The 20,441-nt window shown below is 38.8% G+C and carries 23 protein-coding genes and 1 other annotated feature; of the genes, 19 read left to right on the top strand and 4 right to left on the bottom strand.

All coding sequences use genetic code 11. The features are described from left to right. Nucleotides 1-110 precede the first annotated feature (110 nt). Nucleotides 111-1,424, top strand: coding sequence for a suppressor of fused domain protein (locus NST66_RS13350; RefSeq protein WP_340843419.1), 1,314 nt, complete (start codon nt 111-113; stop codon nt 1,422-1,424). 133 nt (nt 1,425-1,557) lie between these two features. Next, nucleotides 1,558-1,758 (top strand): hypothetical protein, encoded by a 201-nt coding sequence (locus NST66_RS13345; RefSeq protein WP_081213998.1) that lies wholly within the window; start codon nt 1,558-1,560, stop codon nt 1,756-1,758. A gap of 63 nt (nt 1,759-1,821) precedes the next feature. On the opposite strand, the gene NST66_RS13340 is transcribed toward NST66_RS13345, so the two are convergent. Further along, nucleotides 1,822-2,145 carry a YnfA family protein gene (locus tag NST66_RS13340; RefSeq protein WP_014459650.1) on the bottom strand — a complete coding sequence of 108 codons (324 nt, stop codon included), beginning with the start codon at nt 2,143-2,145 and terminating at the stop codon, nt 1,822-1,824. A 381-nt stretch (nt 2,146-2,526) separates the two neighbouring features. Here NST66_RS13340 and NST66_RS13335 point away from each other — a divergent pair, with 381 nt between their 5' ends. Both NST66_RS13335 and NST66_RS13330 read left to right on the top strand, forming a co-directional pair. Further along, nucleotides 2,527-3,756, top strand: a complete 1,230-nt coding sequence (locus NST66_RS13335; RefSeq protein ID WP_050691787.1) for an IS110 family transposase — start codon at nt 2,527-2,529, stop codon at nt 3,754-3,756. Between the two features lie 441 nt (nt 3,757-4,197). Next, the gene (locus tag NST66_RS13330; protein ID WP_340843418.1) at nt 4,198-5,184 is read left to right on the top strand and encodes an MBL fold metallo-hydrolase; all 987 of its coding nucleotides are present in this window, start codon (nt 4,198-4,200) and stop codon (nt 5,182-5,184) included. Nucleotides 5,185-5,226: 42 nt separating this feature from the next. On the opposite strand, the gene htpX is transcribed toward NST66_RS13330, so the two are convergent. Next, a complete protein-coding gene (htpX, locus tag NST66_RS13325) occupies nt 5,227-6,099 on the bottom strand; it encodes a protease HtpX (RefSeq protein WP_034268807.1) in 873 nt (290 codons plus the stop codon). A gap of 293 nt (nt 6,100-6,392) precedes the next feature. Next, a complete protein-coding gene (gene plsY, locus NST66_RS13320) occupies nt 6,393-6,980 on the bottom strand; it encodes a glycerol-3-phosphate 1-O-acyltransferase PlsY (RefSeq protein ID WP_034268804.1) in 588 nt (195 codons plus the stop codon). 466 nt (nt 6,981-7,446) lie between these two features. Between plsY and NST66_RS13315 the strand changes: the two genes are divergently transcribed. The 15 genes from NST66_RS13315 to NST66_RS13245 all read left to right on the top strand — a co-directional run bounded on the left by NST66_RS13315 (nt 7,447) and on the right by NST66_RS13245 (nt 19,081). Then, entirely contained in the window at nt 7,447-7,635 is a 189-nt protein-coding gene (locus NST66_RS13315) for a hypothetical protein (protein ID WP_016764545.1), read from the top strand. A gap of 306 nt (nt 7,636-7,941) precedes the next feature. Then, nucleotides 7,942-8,253 (top strand): hypothetical protein, encoded by a 312-nt coding sequence (locus NST66_RS13310; protein WP_028412954.1) that lies wholly within the window; start codon nt 7,942-7,944, stop codon nt 8,251-8,253. 365 nt (nt 8,254-8,618) lie between these two features. Next, nucleotides 8,619-8,945, top strand: coding sequence for a nucleoside triphosphate pyrophosphohydrolase (locus tag NST66_RS13305; RefSeq protein WP_034268801.1), 327 nt, complete (start codon nt 8,619-8,621; stop codon nt 8,943-8,945). A 38-nt stretch (nt 8,946-8,983) separates the two neighbouring features. Beyond that, entirely contained in the window at nt 8,984-9,958 is a 975-nt protein-coding gene (locus NST66_RS13300) for an HNH endonuclease (RefSeq protein WP_340843417.1), read from the top strand. Between the two features lie 138 nt (nt 9,959-10,096). Then, complete coding sequence (locus NST66_RS13295; protein ID WP_340843769.1) at nt 10,097-11,041, top strand: sugar-binding transcriptional regulator; 945 nt, start codon at nt 10,097-10,099, stop codon at nt 11,039-11,041. A 5-nt stretch (nt 11,042-11,046) separates the two neighbouring features. Further along, nucleotides 11,047-11,370, top strand: a complete 324-nt coding sequence (locus tag NST66_RS13290) for a hypothetical protein (protein WP_340843416.1) — start codon at nt 11,047-11,049, stop codon at nt 11,368-11,370. Nucleotides 11,371-11,552: 182 nt separating this feature from the next. Further along, complete coding sequence (locus NST66_RS13285) at nt 11,553-12,854, top strand: pyrimidine-nucleoside phosphorylase (RefSeq protein WP_028412959.1); 1,302 nt, start codon at nt 11,553-11,555, stop codon at nt 12,852-12,854. A 21-nt stretch (nt 12,855-12,875) separates the two neighbouring features. Beyond that, the gene (gene deoC / locus NST66_RS13280) at nt 12,876-13,550 is read left to right on the top strand and encodes a deoxyribose-phosphate aldolase (protein WP_014459662.1); all 675 of its coding nucleotides are present in this window, start codon (nt 12,876-12,878) and stop codon (nt 13,548-13,550) included. Between the two features lie 59 nt (nt 13,551-13,609). Further along, complete coding sequence (locus NST66_RS13275; protein WP_013057475.1) at nt 13,610-14,008, top strand: cytidine deaminase; 399 nt, start codon at nt 13,610-13,612, stop codon at nt 14,006-14,008. Between the two features lie 19 nt (nt 14,009-14,027). Next, complete coding sequence (locus NST66_RS13270; protein ID WP_049165126.1) at nt 14,028-15,209, top strand: NupC/NupG family nucleoside CNT transporter; 1,182 nt, start codon at nt 14,028-14,030, stop codon at nt 15,207-15,209. Between the two features lie 148 nt (nt 15,210-15,357). Beyond that, nucleotides 15,358-15,972, top strand: coding sequence for an AmiS/UreI family transporter (locus NST66_RS13265; protein WP_013057473.1), 615 nt, complete (start codon nt 15,358-15,360; stop codon nt 15,970-15,972). A gap of 42 nt (nt 15,973-16,014) precedes the next feature. Further along, nucleotides 16,015-16,259: a binding site (T-box leader), on the top strand. Nucleotides 16,260-16,326: 67 nt separating this feature from the next. Next, nucleotides 16,327-17,556 (top strand): MFS transporter, encoded by a 1,230-nt coding sequence (locus NST66_RS13260; RefSeq protein ID WP_154992451.1) that lies wholly within the window; start codon nt 16,327-16,329, stop codon nt 17,554-17,556. Nucleotides 17,557-17,634: 78 nt separating this feature from the next. Then, the gene (locus tag NST66_RS13255) at nt 17,635-18,057 is read left to right on the top strand and encodes a DUF4275 family protein (RefSeq protein WP_034268792.1); all 423 of its coding nucleotides are present in this window, start codon (nt 17,635-17,637) and stop codon (nt 18,055-18,057) included. Between the two features lie 268 nt (nt 18,058-18,325). Beyond that, complete coding sequence (locus tag NST66_RS13250; RefSeq protein ID WP_028412962.1) at nt 18,326-18,673, top strand: DUF805 domain-containing protein; 348 nt, start codon at nt 18,326-18,328, stop codon at nt 18,671-18,673. 51 nt (nt 18,674-18,724) lie between these two features. Further along, entirely contained in the window at nt 18,725-19,081 is a 357-nt protein-coding gene (locus tag NST66_RS13245; protein WP_028412963.1) for a DUF805 domain-containing protein, read from the top strand. A gap of 283 nt (nt 19,082-19,364) precedes the next feature. On the opposite strand, the gene NST66_RS13240 is transcribed toward NST66_RS13245, so the two are convergent. Continuing rightward, nucleotides 19,365-20,441: an LLM class flavin-dependent oxidoreductase gene (locus NST66_RS13240; protein WP_034268789.1), complete on the bottom strand. Its 1,077-nt coding sequence runs from the start codon at nt 20,439-20,441 to the stop codon at nt 19,365-19,367.

The following is a 20,441-nucleotide window of genomic DNA, read 5'->3' as shown; positions in this document are numbered from 1 at the left end:
CTTTATGGTAGAATTAATTGTGCATAAAAGGTTATATATTCCTATTCGGATAGAACAGTGGAAATTTTATAATGGATACACTTCCTATATAGAAACTAGAGGTGTTGTTTATGAAAATATGGAAATTAAGTACAAGTTTAGAAAGTGAGCAAATAGCCGCTGCTAACAAGGAAGATGACGAAACACTATTTAAAAATCTGCTGCAGCAAGGAGAGTATCTACATAGTAAAACAAATCTTCCAGTTGAAACATATGAAAAAGGAGAGTTAAATAACCTTTTAACTTATAAAGGTTTTGCAACTCCTCCAATTATCGATGGATATGCTGTTCAGAGCTTAGAAAAACTAATTTCTGAGTTTGTAGAATTTGTTCCTCTTACTCACCCTGAATACAAGTGCTACGCTGTTAATATTGTTAATGTGATAAACGAATGTGTGAACTATTCAGAATCAATACCTGATGATTTTGGAGGATTTGACAAGCTATCCTTTATAGAGGATAAGGTAAAGAGACAGCCAATTTTTCGAATAAAGTATACCGAACATAGTCTAGGAGATTTTCCTATTATCTCTCCAGAAATTTATGTTTCTGATGCATTTCGAGAGGTAGTGTTTGAGAACGGGCTAACCGGTTTTACTTTCTATGAAGTATGGTCATCACAGGAAGCAGAAGCTTCAGTTGAAGAGTTAAATCCATTTGTTCGGGAATCGCTCGATGAGGATGTGGAAGCTCACTTACAAGCGTATTATGGACCGATTATCCGCCGTGTCGAAGCAGAATCAGCTGAGGTGACAGAGGCAGGTTTTTATGAAATGGCTCCTACAGCATCAGTGCCGTTTTATACGGTCGCAACACATGGTTATAGTACGCTTCGCCTGCCGGCACCCCCTGGATTAGATAGCGCGTACGTTGAACTGGTGATGCATGCAGATCAAGATCCGTTTGAAGATGAAAAGTATAGCTGGATTCCACAAGTCATGCATCAAGTAGGAAGCTTTACGGTTAATCATATGAATTGGATTGGTCAGTGGATGGTATTTCCAAATCAAGAGCTGGATCGCTACGTGGATACCTATGAACGAATTTTAACAGGTGAAAAAGTGAAGCTGCCATTACAGGTTCAACCGTATTCACCAGAAAGCGGCTTTTGTGGTGTTATGGTCGTGCCTCCTTTGCCGCAGTGCCAAGAGGCATTTATGATGCCGTATCTTGAAAACGGAAAAGAAACCCACGGAGAGTGGCCAGTCTATTTCCATACGCTTCTCCCTTTGTACGAAGAAGAAATGGAGTACTATTTCCAGCATGGACAAGAAGCTTTGCTAGAAAAGATGATGGAAAATGGCATCGAACACTTATTTAATTTACATAGACCTAATACGTTTAAGGAAAAAAGAAAAGGCTTTTTCGGCAGATTTAATAAGTGATAAATAAAAAGAGGCTGGGAAAAAAGTATGTTAGACGAAGTGAAAAACGAACCATTTATCAACCATGTTGATGAGTGGTTCGTTTTTTTGTTAGGGTAAACGTAGGTTTCACCTGTTGAGATTCTTCTAGCCGTTGATTGGAGGGCAAGACGAAGACTCCTGCGGGAAAAGCGGAACAGATGAGACCCCGCAGGAGCGTAAGCGACGAGGAGGCTCAGCGTCCGCCCGCGGAAAGCGAAGTCTTGCACGGAAATCAACGGCGGTGTCTCAAGCGGTTCAGCTCATGTCTCTCATTTGTTCGTCTTTAGATTGGATTCAACTCGTTATGTCCTAGCCTCTTTTTATTTTGCTTCTTCTTACAAAAAGGGAGAAAACGCGCTCCTTTCTGTGTGGTTACTTAACTTCTTGGCCAAAGCATAACCGCTACGCCAATCAGACACACAAGTCCGCCAATCCAATCGTATGTATCGGGCATTTTTTTATCAACCCACCATGCCCAAAACAGGCTTAAAACAATAAAAATACCGCCGTAAGCTGCATATACACGTCCAAAGTCGGGGAACGACTGCCACGTAGCAATGACGCCGTACAGCACCAAAGCAATACCGCCCAGAAGTCCTAACCAGCTTGATGCTCCTTCGCGCAGCCACTGCCAAATCAAATAGCCTCCGCCAATTTCAGCAAGACCTGCTAAGATAAAAAGAAAAATCGCTTTAATCATAACCTATACTCCTCGTATATTATATTTAAGCCCTATTTAGGAGCTAAGATCTGTTTCCATATTAATTAATAAACTAAATAACATATTACTTGGACGTCTCAAGATATTTCTAGATAATGATCATAGGATCATTTGGGACAATTCTTCTTTCTCCTGTGGATTAACCACAATGTAAGACTGTTTCTCAGTGAACGCGCGGGACTCCCTACTCGCAGGCTGAGCAGCCTGTCATTCGAACCTAGAGGGTAGTAGCTCTATGGCGGCTTTCGAATGCAGGGGAAGCTCTGATACACGAGGTTGTTGGTCGGCGTACACACTAGAGATATCTCGAGACGTCCAAGGAAATGCCAAGTGATTCTAAATCGAAAGGAGGTCTCTCCCGTGAGATTATTTGTTGGTTTAGATGTAAGTTCGTTTGATATGAAAGTATGCATTTTAAATGGTGAAGGAGAAAAGCTGAATGCCTTTACCGTCACCAATGACTTACCAGGCGCGACGTTGCTTAAAGAGCGTTTATTGGACTGCATAGGCGATCAAGAAGTTGACGTCTTAAAGATTGGCTTAGAATCTACATCGGTCTATAGTTTTCACCCGTCGATGTTTCTCCATCATGATGAAGACTTAAAAGTCTTCGGTGCCAAGGTGTTTGTCATGAACCCTAAACAAATAGCTAATTTTAAGAAAAGCTATTCGGACATGAACAAAACAGATGAAATCGATGCCTTTATCATTGCGGATTACTTACGTTTTGGACGTAACCAGATGTCAGTGGTCAAAGAAAGCCAATACGTGGCCTTACAACAACTGACTCGGTCCCGTTACCAACTCATTCGTATGATGACAAAAGAAAAGCAGCATTTTCTTCAACACCTAAGCTATAAGTGTAATACTTTCTCTCAAGAAGTAGACTCCTCGGTCTTCGGTAACGCAATGATGGAGCTTTTCTTAGAGAAATACAGCTTGGAAGAACTAGCCCACCTACCACTGGAGGAACTAGCAGCATTCCTTCAAGAGAAAGGGAAAAACCGATTTGGTGACCCGAAATGTGTGGCAACCTCCATTCAGAAAGCCGTGCGATCTTCGTATCGCTTGGACAAGGTAGTGGAAGATTCCATGGATGTGATACTTGGGACCTCGATCGAGGTCATTCGCACCTTCCAAAAGCAGATAAAAGAAATTGACAAAGCGATCAAAAAACTGATGGCTGGATTGACACACACGCTTGAATCCATCCCTGGAATTGGTCCCGTATTCGCTGCGGGTATCATAGCTGAAATTGGCCAAATAGACCGGTTTGATGATGAAGCTAAAGTAGCAAAATACGCAGGTCTATACTGGCGAAAGCATCAGTCTGGGCGCTTTACTGCCGAAGACACGTCCCTATCACGTAACGGTAACCACTACTTGCGATATTACTTAGTTGAAGCCGCCAACTCCGTACGAAAGCAAGTTCCAGATTACCGGGATTACTACGTGAAAAAGTACAGTGAAGTACCAAAACATCAACACAAACGTGCACTCGTTCTAACCGCAAGAAAACTCGTGCGATTGGTGGATGCGCTACTACGCAGTCACCAACTCTTTACGCCAGAAAGGGGCGTGAAAATATGACATAAAACTTGTCATCGCTACCTTTCAAATATTTTCCAGTAAATAACATTCGTTACTGGTCTAGTTTCGTGATGCTTTTTTTAAGTAAATTGCCCTTTGATAACTTTACGTTCTTTCATTTTTCAGTTGACATACTACCGCAGGTCTTATATCATCATTTCGTCTCTTTATTCTATCTTACTTTTTTCGTTTGATGAACCATTCGTTTGTTTTAAATAAGTACACTGGAAAGCATTCCTTTATCAATTTGTCTTCAAACCTGCTAAACTATTAATAGTATGAGTTTATGTGACTGTTTGTACGAGTGCAAAGAGCTATGTAATGACTGCTCCTCAGAGTACTTTTACAGGTAGACGTTAGCAGGAAATTGACTAATTAAAAGAATAAGACGTTTAACAGTATAAAAAAGTAAAAAGAATGCAGATATAGGGGTTTGGTAAAATGAGTTTAGATCATAAAGTGATACGCATTGAACTGCCTACGCCATTTCCAATTGGACCAGTGAATGTGTTTTTATTAAAAGCAGACAAGGTAACGTTAATTGATGCAGGTATGAAAACCAAAGAAGCGTGGAGCGTTTTTGAAGAGGCGCTTCGTAAAGAAGGATATAAAGTAACGGATATTGAACAAGTTATCCTGACTCATCAGCATCCGGATCACACTGGATTTTTAGGATGGCTGCCGAGTGATATACCTGTTTACGGTCATAAGCTTGTGGAGCCTTGGATTTACCAAGATGAAGAGTTTGTTCAGCAGCATAATGAGCTATATCGTAATTTCCTTATGGAGTTTGGAGTCAGTGATGATGTAATGGAAGAATGGCTTCGTAAAGCAACGGCTGCAATTCAAGTATATTCACCTAAAGGGCAGAAGCTAACGGGTTATTTAAAAGAAGGAGATACACTTCCGTATGCGAGTGAGTGGGAAGTAATTGAAGCGCCGGGACATTCGTTAAGTCAGCTGATGTTTTACAATCGCAAAGAAAAAGTTGCGTTTGGCGGAGATCATATTTTGCCAAAAGTACCGTCAAACCCGTATTTAGAGCCAACCATTCAAAATCCCAAGCCAACGCCGCTACTGGACTACTTAGCGTCTCTAGAAAAAACGTTGAACTACGACATTGATTTGATTTATAGCGGACATGGTGAACCGCTTAGTGACATTCACTCTTTAATTATGGAACGCATTCAAAAGCAGCATAAATGGGCGCTGCGCGTGTTACAAGCGATGGGGGAAGGAAAGAAAACAACGCTTGAAGTCAGCGCTGCATTTTTCCCGGATATGTATCAAAAAGCACCTGACTTTATTTTCTCAGAAGTGTACGGCCAGCTTACGTATCTTGAAAAAGAAGGCTACGTGGAATTAACAAAAAATAAAGACGGCGTCTTACTGTGGGAAGCTGCACGCGTACTTGCTTCTCAGTCATAACATAAAAAAACCAGCTTCTTTAAAGAAGCTGGTTTTGTCTGCTTATAGTGAATGCAAGCGCTCAATGCGTTTTTCAAGCGGTGGATGAGTAGAAAATAAGCGTGAGAATTTTTCTTTACCGCTAATTTTAAAAGCGGCAATTGATTTTTGGCGGTCATCTACTAATGAAGTAGTATGACGAAGCGATTCTAACGCATAAATCATTTTTTCTTTGCCGCCGAGTTTAGCTGCAAGCTCATCGGCTTTGAATTCACGTCTTCTTGAATGCCAGAAAATAATTGGGCTGCTTAAGATACTAAAGAGAATCTCAAATATAATCGATGTAAGGAAATAAACAACCATCGCAAACTCTTCTCGCACAAAGTTTGACACCGCTTTGGCTACTAAACGAGAGAAGAAAATAACGAATGTATTTAATACTCCTTGCAGCAGCGTAGTTGTGACCATATCTCCGCTTTTAATATGCGCTATTTCGTGAGCGATAACGCCGCTGATCGCATCGCGATCCATTCGTTCAAGCATTCCGCTTGAAACAGCAACAAGTGAGCGTCTTTTACTTGGCCCTGTTGCAAAAGCATTAACTTCCGCTGAGTGATAAATTCCGACCTGAGGCATTTTTCTTAATCCTGCCACAGATGCAAGTCGGTGAGTTTCTTCTAAAACAAATCGTTCATATTCACCTTGAGGGGAACGTTCATCAATAACTTGAACACCCATCATCCACTTTGCCATCACGCGTGACATCATAAGAGAAATAATCGCGCCGCTGAAGCCGGCAATGACGCTAAATGCCAGCAGGCCGCCGTAACCGCCGCTTCCCATATAGCTTTGAACACCTAATAAAGATGTAATCGTTGTGATTGTAATTAATACTAAAATATTAACGAAAATAAACAGTGAAATTCGTTTTAGCACAAGTCTTCCTCCTTTAACTAATACGTGCATGATAGGTATACGGTTAGTGGAGAGGAAAGGTTTCATTTATTTATTCAAATTTACTAAAAAGATTACTATGTTAAGTAGTTAAATTGTAAATATCAAATGGAATGTATTGTTTACTCTATAATCAAGAGCATTTTTAAAGAAATTTCATAATTTACGTCTATCTTGGGACAAGGCGTACTAAAATAATAAAAAAAGGTGTTCAACTCATGAACACCTTTTTGGTAAACATATTTAAAGATTACTAGTCAATAACTTCATGACGTTTAAAAATTAACCTTAGGCTCTGTACCTAACTTAATGCGTTTAAAGTTCTTTATGTGCTTCCACGTAATGAAAATAAAAATAATAGCTGCAAATACGATTAATACTACATCGCCTACATAGATTGATGCTAAAAAGGCAACCAATGCGCCAATAGGTGAAGATAAGGATACGTATTTAGAAATTTTGAGAGAAATTAAAAAAGCAAGAATCCCTAGAATGAAAGCTAATGGTGAAAATGCAAGGAATACACCAGCGGCAGTCGCTACAGATTTTCCTCCTTTAAACTTTGCAAAAATCGGATAGCTATGTCCAAGAATAGCAATAAATCCAGGGACAAGCATATGCAAGTGACTATTCATCATAAGCGGTAAACAGACGGCTAGCGAGCCTTTTGCTATATCGCCGATCAATACTATAATACCTGCTTTCTTTCCTAAAGTGCGAAAGGTATTAGTAGCTCCTAAGTTACCGCTTCCGTGCTTACGAACATCGGTTTTGTAAAACCCTTTTCCAATCACTAAAGCAAAAGGAATTGATCCAATTAAATAAGCTAATAAGATAATTATAGCGTTTGTCAATACGTTCATTGTTGGCACCTCAAATTGTGTTGTTAGTATTCATTAAAATATAAATGCAGTAAAAGTAGTCTTTTGTATGGCTAAAGGCTTCTAGTTTTTTCGGTGGAGTTTTTGTAAATTCGATTGGCTTTCTAGTGGGACAACCCAATGCTTTTTAGTATGTTAAGATATTTTTGAACTTTTAAACCTTGATACGTATTAGTATAGATTGATATGTCTATTATGAATATGTAAAAAGAAGAAAAGAGGAGAAACGAAAAGGCAAAAACAAAAAACTTGTAATACAATTTTAAAAATATACCATAAATATTTAAAGGTTAAAAGATATTTTGGGTATATTGTAGTGGAAAAAAGCGTTTTGATCATTTTTTTATGAAAAACAAGACAAAAAAATTAACAAATCCAAAAAAATATAATAAAATGTAAAACAGTGTTTCGAAATATTAACTTCTTAAAATTGAAAGGGGTTCTGCACTTGTTGTGGACAGATATCAAAGAACGAGAAGTAGTTATGTACAAAAACTGCCAGGCGAAAATTTTAGAAAAAAAAGGGCCGAATAAAATAGTCGTTCGAAATCTAGAATTCCCGGAAAAAGGCGATTGGATATCAGCCGAGCTTGATTTTGAGGCTGTTGAAAAATTTGAGAAGAGTCGAGAACACTAATACAAAAAACATTTTATAATACTTCTATTTATCATATAAGAAAAAGCCGAGCTTACATTTTGAGTTCGGCTTTTTTGTTGATGTTTACTTCATTCTCTCGACGAAGAGCTCCTCGTTATTACATGTAAAACAAAGCCTTTTCCTCTCATTCATTTTCCACTACTACACTAGTCCCGTATAAAAACGTATCTTTATATGGGACTATCGATTTATTTTTAGTACACGTATTTTTTCCACTTTTTTCATATACAACCGTTCAGAAACAAAACCTCTGTGCATACATTGAAGACAAAGGGGGAGGATACATTGGGAAAAACAAGTCGTATATTGAAATGGGTCAGCGGAGGATTAGAGGCTCTTTGGGGGATTCCAATTCTAGGCGGGACCTTGGTTATTGGCCTAGCCTACACGCCGCTTATTCTAATGCTCGCATTGCATATTGTAGGTTTAGTATTTGCGATTAAAACAAACAAAGTTCGGACAGGGCATATCATGGGAATTGTCTGTTCTGCTATTGCGTGGATTCCAATTGTCGGCATGATCATGCACATCTTAACGGCTATTTTCTTACTTATAGAAGCAGCCAAAGATAATGAACCATCTGAAGACGCAGCATAAAAGAAGAGCCGCCTGATTTTAGGTGGTTTTTTTATATTTCCAAATAAAGACTGGTAGGCTCTTTTGCTTTGAAAAATCCTTTTTATGTTAGAATATTAGAAGTATTTTCTAAAAAAGGGGGTAAACACAATAGATAAAGAAAATCAAAAGAAGAACAGATTTCTTGCCGTAGGAGTTATATTAGCCGCTCTTGTAAGTTTTATATTTCTACTATGGAGTATAGGCTGGGTAATTCCAAATGCAATGAGTGCCAGCGGCTATAAAGGTAAAGAAACGTTTATTGATTTAAATGTGTTTAACGGAAACAAAGCAGAATTTGAAAGATACTAGTTTACTAGAAAGGTAAGAGATGGAGGGAAAAAATAATGCTCACTTATAACAAGCTAGTGCGAGATAAAATTCCTACGATTATTGAACAAAGCGGAAAAACCTTCAAATCACGCGTGCTGCAGCGAGAAGAATATCAAAATGAGCTGATAAAAAAAGCAAAAGAAGAGCTTCAAGAATACATAGAAGCCGAAACGCATCAAGAGGCCATTGAAGAACTCGCAGATTTACTGGAAGTGATGCACGCGTTAGCAGCTGTGCACGGAGCCACGCCAGAGCAGCTGGAGAAAGTGCGTGAGGAGAAGGCGAAGGAGCGCGGGAAGTTTGATGGTCGAATTTATTTAGTGGAAACAGAAGAAGCGTAGTTTGGTGGTGCAATAGTGGAAGGAGCGAGCGGTGGCAGGTGAGTTTCAATTTAAAAGTAGGAGAAATAAAAAAAACTTATTTAACAGAACAAGAAATTTGGAAGATCATTAATCAATTTTTCGCTAATGGTCACTTTACCACAACATATAAATATGGATTGATGAAAGCTTTAATTGAAAACCTATATAATGTTGACAATCGGTTAGTCCTCACGTTTGATCAAGTGTATTTTTCATTTGCTAAAATATATTGGAACTTGGTTATTCATCATGATTTGAATCAATTAAATACGTCCAACAGACAAGCTGGAATTCAAAAAGAGTTAAAGGAATTTCAGTTAATGCATGGTGTCCCCAATAAAGTAGTATTTGATCATTTACCAAGTAATCTTCAATTGCAATTAGTAGAAAGAACTAAAAAAGTGGGGGCAAGGTATGTATTAGGGGCGTTATACGGAGATATGGAAGGTTCTGTTTATGAGTTTGATAAAAGAACAGAATACATAAAGTTTAATAGCAGTATCTATATTTTTTTACAAAAATATAGACAAATTGTTACTCATTTAACCAATTATCATTTGGCGAAATTTTTAGAAAAGCATAATGACAAAAATAAGTTGGAAGATGTCTTGTTGAAAGTGGAAAATATATCAAAACGCGAATCGCTGCATGCATTCTATAACATCCTTTGGAAATATGAAACAAAAGAATGTTTTTATTGTGGGAAAGTTCTTTCTGATAAACGCATCGCTACTCATGTAGATCATTTTATCCCATGGAGTTATATCCAATCAGATAATATGTGGAATTTGGTACTAAGCTGTCAAAGCTGCAACACAAAAAAGAGCAATAAACTTGCTAAGAGTGTATACCTCGAGAAGATGTTTGTTCGTAATGATAATCTTAAATTAACAGCAGTTCACAATGATTTTAACTATTATTCTGAGCGTAAGCTAGAAGCTCTTTATGAGTATGCTGGAACGAATGGATACGTAGAAAACTGGTCTCCTTAAACCCGAGTATTTCTCTTTTCATCTCAGTTACAAAATCCCCTCTTGAAATTTTGTTCACCAAACAAGTAAACTAAAGACATAAGTTTGGTAAAATTGGGTTAAGAAATTCATAAGGTAAGGGAGAACAAGTCGATGGAGATGGATCAAGAGAAATTTAATAAAGTGATTGAAGCGGCAAGGATGTATTATATTCTTGATTATAATCAAAGTGAAATTGCAAAAAAGCTTGGTTTATCAAGGCCTACGGTTTCTCGATTGCTGCAGACAGCAAAAGAAGAAGGCATTGTTCAAATTAAAATTGTGGATTCATCTATCAATAGTGAAAAATTGTCTTCTCAGCTTGAACAAAAATTCAATCTAAAAAAAGCAATCGTCACACCGGTGCCTCAATATGAAAATCACATTATTAAAAGTCATCTAGGCGTAGCAGCAGCTGACTATCTCTATGACATCGTAAAAGATGGAGATATTATTGGGGTGACGTGGGGAACAACTCTTTATCAAGTGGCCATCGATTTAAAACAAAAGTATGTGAATGACGTGCAGGTTGTGCAGTTAAAAGGCGGAGTAAGCCATTCGGAAACGAGCACATATGCTTCTGAAATTATGTACTTATTTGGAAAGGCATACAATACGCCTCCTATGCATCTTCCTCTGCCTGTGATTGTCGATCACGTGGTAGTCAAAAAAGCAATGGAAACGGATCGTCATATTAAGCGCATTTTAGATTTAGGCAAACAAGCCAACATTGCTGTGTTTACTACGGGACCCATTAAAACGGATTCGCTGCTTTTTCAGCTTGGCTATTTTTCCGAGCAAGATGTAGAGATGATTTCTTCGCGAGCCGTAGGAGACATTTGTTCACGCTTTTTTGATAAAGATGGACAAATTTGCAATGAAAGCCTGGATGAACGGACGCTAGGACTTGATTTGGAGGAACTTAAGAAGAAAGAGTACGCCATTTTAGTAGCTGGCGGGGATCAGAAAATCGACAGCATTTACGGAGCGCTGCAAGGGAAATTTGCAAATGTACTCGTTACTGATCAGTTCACGGCGCGCTTTTTATTAGATAAACAAGAGTAAAGGAGATGAAGACGCTGTTTTTTCAAGAGCAAAAGCTTCATCGAATTGAAATAGTAGAAGATATTGTATCTTATTCTGCATCGTCTCTGCAGGCACAGCGAAACCGGTATCCTTTTCAAACAGACGTTTCAAAAGACGGAGTGATTGCCAAGGGAACCACGGGCTATATCATTAAACGGTGGGGAAGAATGTACTTTTCTCCTGATGCTAATCAAAAAGGAATTGAACGATTTACGCCGCCTGATCAGCCATACGTATTAATTCCTTATAAAAAGGTAAAGAATAAGTACAGAATCGTATTGTCATTTGTGATAAAAGCTGAAAAATAAGGGAAGACTTCCGAGTGCGGAAGTCTTTTTTTATTCACTAAAACAGCAGCTATAAATATTTTTGAACAAATGTAAATATATCTGTTTACAATTGTTCAAAGCTATTATATAGTAAGGGTGTAAGTTGTTGAAAACGTTTTAGTGGATGCACAATATGCAGATACTTTTAGGGGGAAAACGTCATGAGAATGGTTGACTTAATTGAAAAAAAACGTAATGGACATGAATTAAATAAAGCAGAAATCGATTTTATTATCGAAGGTTATACAAAAGGGGATTTACCTGATTATCAGCTATCGGCATTTGCGATGGCGATTTACTTTCAAGGAATGACGCAGGAAGAACGCGTAAATTTAACGCAAGCAATGGTTGAATCAGGCGATCAAATTGACTTATCAAAAATTGAAGGTATTAAAGTAGACAAACACAGCACAGGCGGCGTAGGTGATACAACAACACTTGTATTAGGACCTTTAGTAGCTGCGGTTGATGTACCGGTTGCCAAAATGTCTGGCCGCGGCTTAGGACACACTGGCGGTACGATTGATAAACTAGAAGCAGTGCCTGGCTTCCATGTTGAAATTACAAACGAAGAATTCATTCGTTTAGTAAATACAAATAAAATTGCCGTTATCGGCCAAAGCGGAGACTTAACGCCAGCGGATAAAAAACTTTATGCGCTTCGTGATGTAACAGCAACGGTTGATTCGATTCCGTTAATTGCAAGCTCAATTATGAGTAAGAAAATTGCCGCTGGAGCAGATGCCATTTGCTTGGACGTGAAAACGGGGAACGGCGCATTCATGAAGAAGCTTGAAGACGCTGAAGAATTAGCAAAAGCAATGGTTGAAATCGGAAAAGGCGTAGGCCGAAACACAAAAGCAATCATTTCAGATATGAGCCAGCCTCTAGGTTTTGCGGTTGGTAATGCGCTTGAAGTGAAAGAAGCAATCGACACGTTAAAAGGCGAAGGCCCTGAAGATTTAACGGAGCTTTGCTTAACATTAGGAAGTCATATGGTTGTACTTGCTGAAAAAGCAAGCAGCTTAGACGAAGCGCGTGCAATGCTTCAAGAAGTAATTAAAAATGGAAAAGCATTAGAATCATTTAAAACATTCTTAAGCGCACAAGGCGGAGACGCTTCTGTGGCAGACGATCCGTCTAAATTACCGGATGCAGCGCACAAAATTGAAGTGCCAGCAAAAGAAGATGGATACATTTCAGAAATCGTTGCAGAAAAAATTGGCGTAGCGGCAATGAAGCTAGGTGCAGGACGTGCAACAAAAGAATCTGAAATCGACTTAGCAGTTGGTATTATGCTTAATAAAAAAGTTGGAGATTCAGTGAAAAAAGGCGACGCTCTTGTTACAATCCACAGCAATAGCGAAGATGTACAGGAAGTAATGGATATCGTTTATGATTCTTACAGCACGGTCGCTGAAAAAGTAGAAGCTCCAACGTTAATTTATAAAGAAATTCATTAAGAAAGAGAGAGGAAGAACAAAATGAGTCAAAACATTACGGGTATTATTGATCATACATTATTAAAAGCAGATGCAACAGAAGAGCAAGTTACGGTTTTAGCACAAGAAGCAAAAGAATATTCATTCGCTTCAGTTTGCGTAAATCCAACGTGGGTAAAAAAAGCAGCTGAGTTATTAAAAGATGCTCCAGAAGTAAAAGTGTGTACGGTAATCGGTTTCCCTCTTGGAGCTACGACTTCAGCAGTAAAAGCATTTGAAACTACAAATGCAATCGAAAACGGTGCAGATGAAGTAGATATGGTAATCAACATCGGCGCGTTAAAAGATAAAAACTATGACTTAGTGCAAAGCGACATTCAAGCAGTAGTGGATGCTGCAAAAGGAAAAGCGCTAGTAAAAGTAATTATTGAAACAGCTCTTTTAACAGACGAAGAAAAAGCAAAAGTTTCTGAGCTAGCTGTAAAAGCTGGAGCTGATTTTGTTAAAACGTCAACGGGCTTCTCTACAGGAGGCGCAACGGTAGAAGACGTAGCGCTTATGAGAAAAACGGTTGGACCAGATGTAGGTGTAAAAGCTTCTGGCGGCGTTCGCGGCTTAGAAGATGCAAAAGCAATGATTGAAGCTGGTGCAACACGTATTGGTGCAAGCTCTGGCGTATCAATTGCAAAAGGTCAATTAAGCAACTCTGATTATTAATAAATGACAGCAGGTTAGTACTAACTAACCTGCTGTAAACTAAGCAAAGGATGATGACTGTGGAGCCAAAACAATTAATAGATGAAGCAATCGCAGCAAGCAAACAAGCACATGTACCGTATTCTCACTTCCATGTTGGTGCAGCTCTTTTAACAACCGATGGGAAGATTTATCGTGGATGTAATATTGAAAACGCTTCCTATGGATTGACGAACTGTGCTGAGCGAACGGCTATTTTTAAAGCTGTTTCAGAAGGGGACAAGCAGTTTTCAGCTATTGCAGTTGTAGGAGATACGGACGGCCCAATTTCTCCTTGCGGCGCATGCAGACAAGTATTAGCTGAGTTCTGTGATGATCACACACAAATTATCTTAGCAAACTTAAAAGGAGATTTTGTGATTACAAACATTAACGAAATCTTACCAGGCTATTTTTCATCAAAAGACTTACAAAAATAAGTAAGCAGTGGAGGATACTATGAAATATTTAATTGGCATCTTAGGATTACTCGTTGTCTTTGGATTAGCGTATCTTGCAAGTAATAACCGTAAAGAAATCAAATATAAACCAATCGTTATTATGGTTGTGATTCAGCTTCTTTTATCAGCTTTACTTCTAAACACGAAGTTTGGCTTGATTATTATTAATGCGATTGCCAGCGTTTTTGGAAAGCTGCTTTCATACGCAAATGAAGGCGTAGAGTTCGTATTTGGCGGAATCGCGAATAAAGGATCAATGCCGTTTTTCTTAAACGTGCTGCTTCCAATCGTTTTTATCTCTGTCTTAATCGGGATTTTACAGCACTTTAAAATTCTTCCTTTCATTATGAAATGGATTGGGTTGGTTCTCAGTAAGATTAACGGAATGGGAAAATTAGAGTCTTATAACGCAGTAGCTTCTGCCATTGTAGGTCAGTCAGAAGTATTTATTACCGTTAAAAAGCAATTAGACAAACTGCCGCCAAACCGTTTATATACGCTTTGTGCATCAGCTATGTCGACTGTTTCAATGTCCATTGTTGGTGCTTATATGACAATGATTGAACCAAAATACGTAGTAACAGCAATTGTGATTAACTTATTTGGCGGATTTATTATTTCTTCTATCATTAACCCTTACACAGTAACGGATCAAGAAGATATTTTAGAGGTACAAACAGGTCATAAGCAAACGTTCTTCGAAATGCTTGGCGAATATATTATGGACGGATTTAAAGTAGCGATTATCGTAGGTGCGATGCTGATTGGTTTCGTTGCGCTGATGGCTGCGATTGATAACGTGTTTGAAATGCTGTTTGGTCTGTCGTTCCAGCACCTGCTTGGCTATGTGTTTGCACCGTTTGCATTCATCATGGGTGTTCCTGCTTCAGAAGTAGTAGCAGCGGGCGGAATTATGGCAACAAAACTTGTAACAAATGAATTTGTGGCAATGATGAGTCTTTCAGATATGGCTTCAACATTCAGTGCTAAAACACTTGGAATTGTATCCGTATTCTTAGTATCATTTGCTAACTTCTCATCAATTGGAATCGTGTCAGGAGCGGTTAAAGGCTTAAGTGAAAAGCAAGGAAATACAGTAGCGCGCTTTGGTCTGCGTTTACTGTATGGAGCTACGCTTGTAAGCGTACTGTCAGCGATTGTTGTCAGCTTCATTTTATAAGTGTAATAGAAACAGAAAGAAAAGCAGTTTCCTTTTCAAAAGGAAGTGCTTTTTCTTTTTTACATGTAAACCATAGCTCCGCGCATCCTAAAGAAAAACATCGACACAGAGGAGGACAAGAAAAGCTGGGGGCTTTTCTTACTGAAAAATGGATCAAATTGGACTGTTGCTGTCAGGTGCAGCTTTATTTTTAAACGGACTCATGCTGCTTGGAAAAGCAGATGAAAAAAACGTAGGCGTATTTAACTTATTTGTTGGAGCTTTTCAAGTTATTGTTCCGTTTTATTTAATTATTACGTCAGATCAAAGCAACTGGATTTTGTATGAAAGAACGGCAATCTTTTTATTTGGCCTTACGTATTTATATGTAGGCGTGACGGTATTAAAGGGAATGCAGGGAACAGGGCTTGGCTACTACTCACTTTGGGTATCCATTATCGCTTTAGTGTACGTGACGGTTTCTCTTGTTCACTATCATGACGTAGTGAATGCCATTACATGGATTCTTTGGTCGTTTTTATGGTTTTTATTTTATGTGCTTAATACGAGCAAAAAAGATGTATCTGCATATGTAGGGAAAGTGGCGATTGTACAGTCGTGGGTTACTTTAACAATTCCAGCGCTGTTTTCGCTAACGGGCGTATGGGGAAATAAAGATATGTACAATATGTGGGGAATCGTGTTGGTAGCTTCCATCATTTATTTTGTATACGTAGGATACCGACTATTCTTTTCTCAGCCGAAAAAAATGATTTTGAAATAAAGTATTTACAAAAAATAGATAATAATGGTAAGATGTTAGAAATTAAATGCCGTGAAGAGAAAAGTAGACAGCGCGTATTCTTAGCAGAGAGCTCCGGAAGCTGAAAAGGAGCAAGAAAAACGCTGTTGAAACAAGCCTCTGAGCAGCGCATTGGATCTAACGTGATAGTGCGACGGCTGCTTCCGTTACAAAGCTAGAGTATAAGCGAAAGCCGTACTCGACAAGGTTTATATGGCGACATATGAACAAACTAGGGTGGCACCGCGATTCATAATCTCGCCCCTAAGACACATGTCTTGGGGGTGGGATTTTTTTATTGACAAAAATCAATAGTGAAGCGGAGGCCTTTCTTTTATGAAAAGTAAGCTGTTGTCTTGGAAATACCCGTGTTTATTGCTGTTTGGAATTGGCACTAGCAATATCGGCGACTGGATTTATTTGATCGCTTTAAATGTCATGATGCTTGATATGACGAATTCGCCGCTTGCGATTTCAGGGCTATACATGATAAAGCCGCTTGCTGCGCTATGTACAAATATATGGTCTGGAAGCTTAATTGACCGCATGAACAAACGGAAGCTTATGATGGTTTTAGATTGGATGCGCGCCGGGGTCATTGCTTGCCTTCCGCTCTTCTCATCCATACTGATCATTTATGTGCTGGTATTTATCATCAGTATGGCAAGTTCGATGTTTCGTCCGGTATCGATGGTCTATATTACAAAGCTTATTCCAACTGAAAAGCGAAAAAGATTTAATTCGCTGCGCAGTTTGATTGACTCAGGAGGCTTTCTTCTTGGTCCGGCCGCAGCAGGTGCGTTATTTATGGTTGGAACGCCCGCGTTTGCTATCTATGCCAATGCTGCAGCGCTCGTGTTGTCAGGAATGGTTACTTTATTAATGCCTAACTTAGATATAAAAACAAAAACTAAAGAAAATAAACTCTCTGTAAACACCATTCGAGAAGATTGGAAAGCGGTGTTTCGTTTCAGTAGAGCCAACAGATACATTATCACCATTTATGTATTGTTCAGTTTCTTAATGGTCATGGCCACGGCAATTGATTCTCTTGAAGTTTCATTTGCAACAAGAGTCATTCATTTATCCGAAAGCGAATACGGATTTTTAGTAAGCGTAGCAGGTGCTGGCATTATGATTGGCGCAGTTGTGAATACACTGTTTGCTAAGAAGCTGTCCACGAACTTTCTAATAGGTGCCGGCAGTGTAGGAGTATCGCTTGGCTATTTGCTGTATGCGTGTTCGTCTTCTTTTCAAACTATGGGAGCGGGATTTTTTAGCTTATCCTTTGCGTTAGCTTTTGCAAGTGCTGGTTTTCAAACCTTTTATCAAAACAGCATTCCCGTTGACATGATGGGGAGAGTAGGAAGTATCTATGGGCTACTTGAGTCACTGCTAATTATTATGATGACCTTTCTATGCGGAATGGCTGCACACATTGTTTCAATTCAAGGAGCTGTAATTGGTGGAAGCCTGATCATGCTTTTAAGTACGGTTGTATTGTTTTTGTGCACGTTAAAGCCGGCGTTTTATAAAATAAGTTTAGTCAAAAAACAAGGAATCTAACGCATAGGTACTAATGGACAAATAAGCTAAGAAGCCGATAAAAAGAAATGAATACAGAATAAAGGGTGAGAAAGCACAGTGAAAATGAAAGATGCGTTAAAGAAAAAAGGAATGTTTGTTAAAAAATTATCGAATCAAGGTGAATTCTTCCGGAAGCGGTGGGAAAATGAATTTGCAGATGCTTTAAGCGCATCGCAAAAAAAGAAAATTTATATGGATCAGTTTCTGTGGCATACGTTTAGCTATGAAAAGCTTCCTTGCTTGCAAGAGGAACAAGCGGTTCAAGCGTTTGAGAACCAAGTTAAGAACGACTGTTATTTGCTGTTTGAGCATGATGAACGAGTGCTGCAGCTATCTAAATGTAAGCATTTAACAAGCGCTGATTTAAGTGAAAATACAAACATGTATTTAGAAGATTTATATGTCGTAGATAAAGACTTTACATGGACTTATGTGATTACTCATGAAAGCTCATGTGGACCTTACTTTTACCGCACGTAAGTAAAGATAGAGCCTGCCGATTAATACGGCAGGATTTTTGTTATAAAAAAACATTTTATAAATTAAAAGTAATTATAGTAATTAAATGGTTTTTTAACTGAATTTATTGGGTATTTATTACTAACTATTATCCATCTCTCTCCTATATCTATATTACCATTTGGGATTTTTTCAAAAAATAGGATATGAAATTAATTTTTTGTATGCTAAGGTAATTACTGCTAGTAAGCTTGTCTTACAAAATTCGGTTTAAAAAGGAGGTTTTTGTATGAAATGGTATTTACATGTGCTAAAAAATTATGCAACGTTTCAAGGAAGAGCAACACGTAAAGAGTATTGGATGTTTGTCTTATTTAATTTTATTATATGGTGTGTGCTTTCAGCTATTGAACTTATAACAGATATGCCTCCGTTTTTGCGTATAGTTTATCTTGTTGCAGTCTTCATTCCATCCCTTGCTGTGACGGCACGTCGACTGCATGACATAGGAAGAAGCGGGTGGTGGCAGCTCATTACTATTATTCCGATTGCGGGAAGTATTTGTCTATTAATTCTTCTTTGTCTACGGAGTGAGTCGCAGTTAAACCGGTTTGATGTACCTAATAAAGTTGCGTAGGACTTAAACGGTTAGGTAGTTTAATTTAATAAACAAAGAGAGGGTTTAAAAATGTACTGGTATATAAAAGCGTTAAAAAATTATGCGACGTTTCGAGGAAGAGCAACGCGTACGGAGTATTGGATGTTTACATTATTTGCTTATATCTTTATGATCATTCCATATATCTTGGTTTTTATCGATTCACTTGCAGTATTTGGAGTTATTTTAGTATTACTTTACGGAGCAGCAATGATTCTGCCTTCACTTGCCGTTACTGTTCGCCGACTTCATGATACAGGAAGAAGCGGCTGGTGGTATTTAATTAACTTTGTTCCAGTTATTGGAGGCATTTGGCTGCTCATCTTACTTTGTCAAAGAAGCGAAGTAACAGCCAATATTTACGATACAGACACGCAGGCGTCTTAACCAGAGTAGTTTATTAGTTTAAAAAGTTAGTAAACTAAACGTGCGAATTGTATCTAAATTAAAAAGAGGTTGGGACAAAAGTAATTTAGTTGAAGGGAAATCCGAACTAATTAAGATTCTTGATGGAGAATCCAATTAGTTCGGATTTTTTCATAGCGTGATTGTGAACGTGAATTTTATGTGTATAGGTTCTTCTAGCGCCGCCCGCGGAAAGCGAAGCCTTGCACGGAAATCAACGGCGGTGTCATAAGCGGTTCAGCTCATGTATCTGATTTGTTCGTCTTTAGATTGGATTGATTTCATTATGTCTCAATCTCTTTTTTTCATTTTCCCATACGCTGCTGGGAATTTCTTTTCGAAGAACAGGTGCAATATCACTTGCGAAGCGCTCTAGCTGTTCGCGCTGTTCTGCTTCGCTTAGACCGTCTACGCTGATGCTCAGCACTTCGTTTCCATAAGCGTTGTGATAATCTATTATTTTTTCAATGATTTGCTCCGGGCTTCCTACTAAAGCAGGACCGTGTTGAACGATATCTTCTAGTGACGTGAACGGCGATTGATTATGTTTCGCTGCCTCTGTATTGCTAAACGCGTTATAGTACGGGCGATAGCGGCGAATCGCTTCTTCCGTTGTATTAGAAATATATAGGCTGCTTGCCCCTGAACCGACGATGGCTTTGCGTGGGTCATGGCCATAATAAGCAAAACGTTCGCGGTAATGGTCAATCAGCGCTTTATATTTAGCCTGAGGGTGAAAAGAATTGGATGAAAATAGAGGCTCTCCGTATTTAGCTGCAAGTTCTGTAGACAGCGGGCTTGACGCGCTTCCATGCCAAACGGGAATAGAAGGCTGAAACGGCCGAGGCTGAGTCGTAACGTTAGTTAAAGGCGGACGATAACGGCCGCTCCACGTGACATTTTCTTCTGTCCAAAGCTGTTTCAAAAGAGCATATCTTTCAGCAAGAGATTCCCATTGTTCTTCTTCCGTAATGCCAAAAAGCGGATAATGACGCGGATCATTGCCTTTTCCGATAATCAGTTCAAGGCGTCCACCCGACAGGTGATCAAGCGTTGCATAATCTTCAGCTACTCGTACAGGATCTAAAATGCTTAGAACGGTAACGGTAGTAAGAAGACGAATATGAGACGTTTTAGCAGCGATTGCACTTAAAACAACGGGAGGAGAAGAAGACAAAAAAGGAGCTCCGTGTCTTTCGCCGACTCCGTAAGCATCAAAACCTAATTTTTCTGCCAGCACTGCTTGATTTAACACATGCTGAAATTTTTCTTGAGCAGTTAATGTTTCTCCAGTAACCGGGTTCGGGATATTTTGAATAAGACTAAATAAAGCAAATTTCAT

The organism is Priestia sp. FSL W8-0524, assembly GCF_038005965.1.
In the GTDB taxonomy this organism is placed as follows: Bacteria; Bacillota; Bacilli; order Bacillales; family Bacillaceae_H; genus Priestia; species Priestia zanthoxyli.
The sequence above is the reverse complement of the archived record's forward strand: the minus strand, read 5'-3'. Positions and strand labels throughout refer to the sequence as shown.

Bases quoted from the DNA above. Each gene is read 5' to 3' on its own strand.
- NST66_RS13350 (WP_340843419.1), top strand. From the start codon at position 111: ATGAAAATATGGAAATTAAGTACAAGTTTAGAAAGTGAGCAAATAGCC.
- NST66_RS13340 (WP_014459650.1), bottom strand. From the start codon at position 2,145: ATGATTAAAGCGATTTTTCTTTTTATCTTAGCAGGTCTTGCTGAAATT.
- NST66_RS13330 (WP_340843418.1), top strand. From the start codon at position 4,198: ATGAGTTTAGATCATAAAGTGATACGCATTGAACTGCCTACGCCATTT.
- plsY (WP_034268804.1), bottom strand. From the start codon at position 6,980: ATGAACGTATTGACAAACGCTATAATTATCTTATTAGCTTATTTAATT.
- NST66_RS13305 (WP_034268801.1), top strand. From the start codon at position 8,619: ATGCTCACTTATAACAAGCTAGTGCGAGATAAAATTCCTACGATTATT.
- NST66_RS13295 (WP_340843769.1), top strand. From the start codon at position 10,097: ATGGATCAAGAGAAATTTAATAAAGTGATTGAAGCGGCAAGGATGTAT.
- NST66_RS13290 (WP_340843416.1), top strand. From the start codon at position 11,047: ATGAAGACGCTGTTTTTTCAAGAGCAAAAGCTTCATCGAATTGAAATA.
- NST66_RS13285 (WP_028412959.1), top strand. From the start codon at position 11,553: ATGAGAATGGTTGACTTAATTGAAAAAAAACGTAATGGACATGAATTA.
- deoC (WP_014459662.1), top strand. From the start codon at position 12,876: ATGAGTCAAAACATTACGGGTATTATTGATCATACATTATTAAAAGCA.
- NST66_RS13270 (WP_049165126.1), top strand. From the start codon at position 14,028: ATGAAATATTTAATTGGCATCTTAGGATTACTCGTTGTCTTTGGATTA.
- NST66_RS13265 (WP_013057473.1), top strand. From the start codon at position 15,358: ATGGATCAAATTGGACTGTTGCTGTCAGGTGCAGCTTTATTTTTAAAC.
- NST66_RS13260 (WP_154992451.1), top strand. From the start codon at position 16,327: ATGAAAAGTAAGCTGTTGTCTTGGAAATACCCGTGTTTATTGCTGTTT.
- NST66_RS13250 (WP_028412962.1), top strand. From the start codon at position 18,326: ATGAAATGGTATTTACATGTGCTAAAAAATTATGCAACGTTTCAAGGA.
- NST66_RS13245 (WP_028412963.1), top strand. From the start codon at position 18,725: ATGTACTGGTATATAAAAGCGTTAAAAAATTATGCGACGTTTCGAGGA.
- NST66_RS13240 (WP_034268789.1), bottom strand. From the start codon at position 20,441: ATGAAATTTGCTTTATTTAGTCTTATTCAAAATATCCCGAACCCGGTT.